Below are 1092 nucleotides of genomic sequence, written 5' to 3'. Positions count from 1 at the left end.
ACCGCGCCGACACCGACGCCTCATCCACCACCGCGAACCGCTCCACCGCATACCGCACCCGCACCCCGGCCGCGTCATCCACCAACTGGAACAGATCACGGTCCCCGGTCAGCACATCCACCCCACCCGACCCGCGAAACCGCGTCGCGAGCGTCCCGATCACATCATCGGCCTCGAACCCCGCCGCCCGCACCCGCGCGATCCCGAACGCGTCCAACACCGCGTCGATGACCGGAAGCTGCCGCTGCAGGTCCTCCTCCACCACCTCCACCACCCCACCCGAACCAGCCACCCCGGCGTCGCCACCGGCCACCCGATGCGCCTTGTACGACGCCAGCAACGCCACCCGAAACGCCGGCCGCCAGTCCGCGTCGAAACACGCCACCACCGCACCCGGACGCACCTCGAGAATCTGCCTCGCCAGCACATCCAGCAGACCCCGCACCGCGTTCACCGGCATCCCGTCCGGCGCCCGCACCGACCGCGGCACCCCGTAGAACGACCGGAAGTACAACGACGGCGTATCCGCCAGCAGCAACCCGCCACCACCACGCCCACTCACCGAACGCCACCTCCGTCACCAGAGCCAAGCCGTCACCAGAGCCAAGCCGTCCCCACCGACCCACGACACACCAGCCGACCGTAGCCACTGTCCCACCGGGACCAGGCAACGGACCAGAAACCCACCCCAACCACCCCACTCACCTGCGTACGCTCCGGATCGTGCTGGAAGATCTCGACCGACGAATCGTGCAGATGCTGTGCCGAGACGGGCGCATGAGTTTCACCGACCTGGGCCGCGCCACCGGCCTGTCGGTCTCCGCCGTCCATCAGCGCGTCCGCCGCCTCGAACAACGCGGAGTCATCACCTCCTACACCGCGCTGGTCGACCACACCCAGATCGGCCTGCCCCTCACCGCCTTCGTCTCGATCACCCCGATCGACCCGAGCCAACCCGACGACGCCGCCGAACGCCTCACCCACATCGTCGAGATCGAGGCCTGCCACAGCGTCGCCGGCGAGGAAAGCTACCTGCTCAAGGTCCGCGTCGCCACCCCCGCCGCGCTCGAAGCCCTCCTGCAACGCATCCGC

The 1092-nt window shown here is 69.3% G+C and carries 1 protein-coding gene and 1 pseudogene; one reads left to right on the top strand and one right to left on the bottom strand.

What is annotated here, in order from left to right; translation table 11 throughout:
• A pseudogene (locus G6R24_RS21105) lies at nt 1-562 on the bottom strand (flap endonuclease); the annotation flags it as partial.
• A gap of 161 nt (nt 563-723) precedes the next feature.
• Here G6R24_RS21105 and G6R24_RS21100 point away from each other — a divergent pair.
• Nucleotides 724-1092: Lrp/AsnC family transcriptional regulator (locus G6R24_RS21100; RefSeq protein ID WP_163550859.1), on the top strand; the 369-nt coding region annotated here is incomplete at its 3' end.

This window comes from Candidatus Frankia nodulisporulans (genome assembly GCF_902806475.1).
In the GTDB taxonomy this organism is placed as follows: Bacteria; Actinomycetota; Actinomycetes; order Frankiales; family Frankiaceae; genus Frankia; species Frankia umida.
Note: the sequence above shows the minus strand (reverse complement) of the source record. Positions and strands in the feature narration are given on the sequence as shown.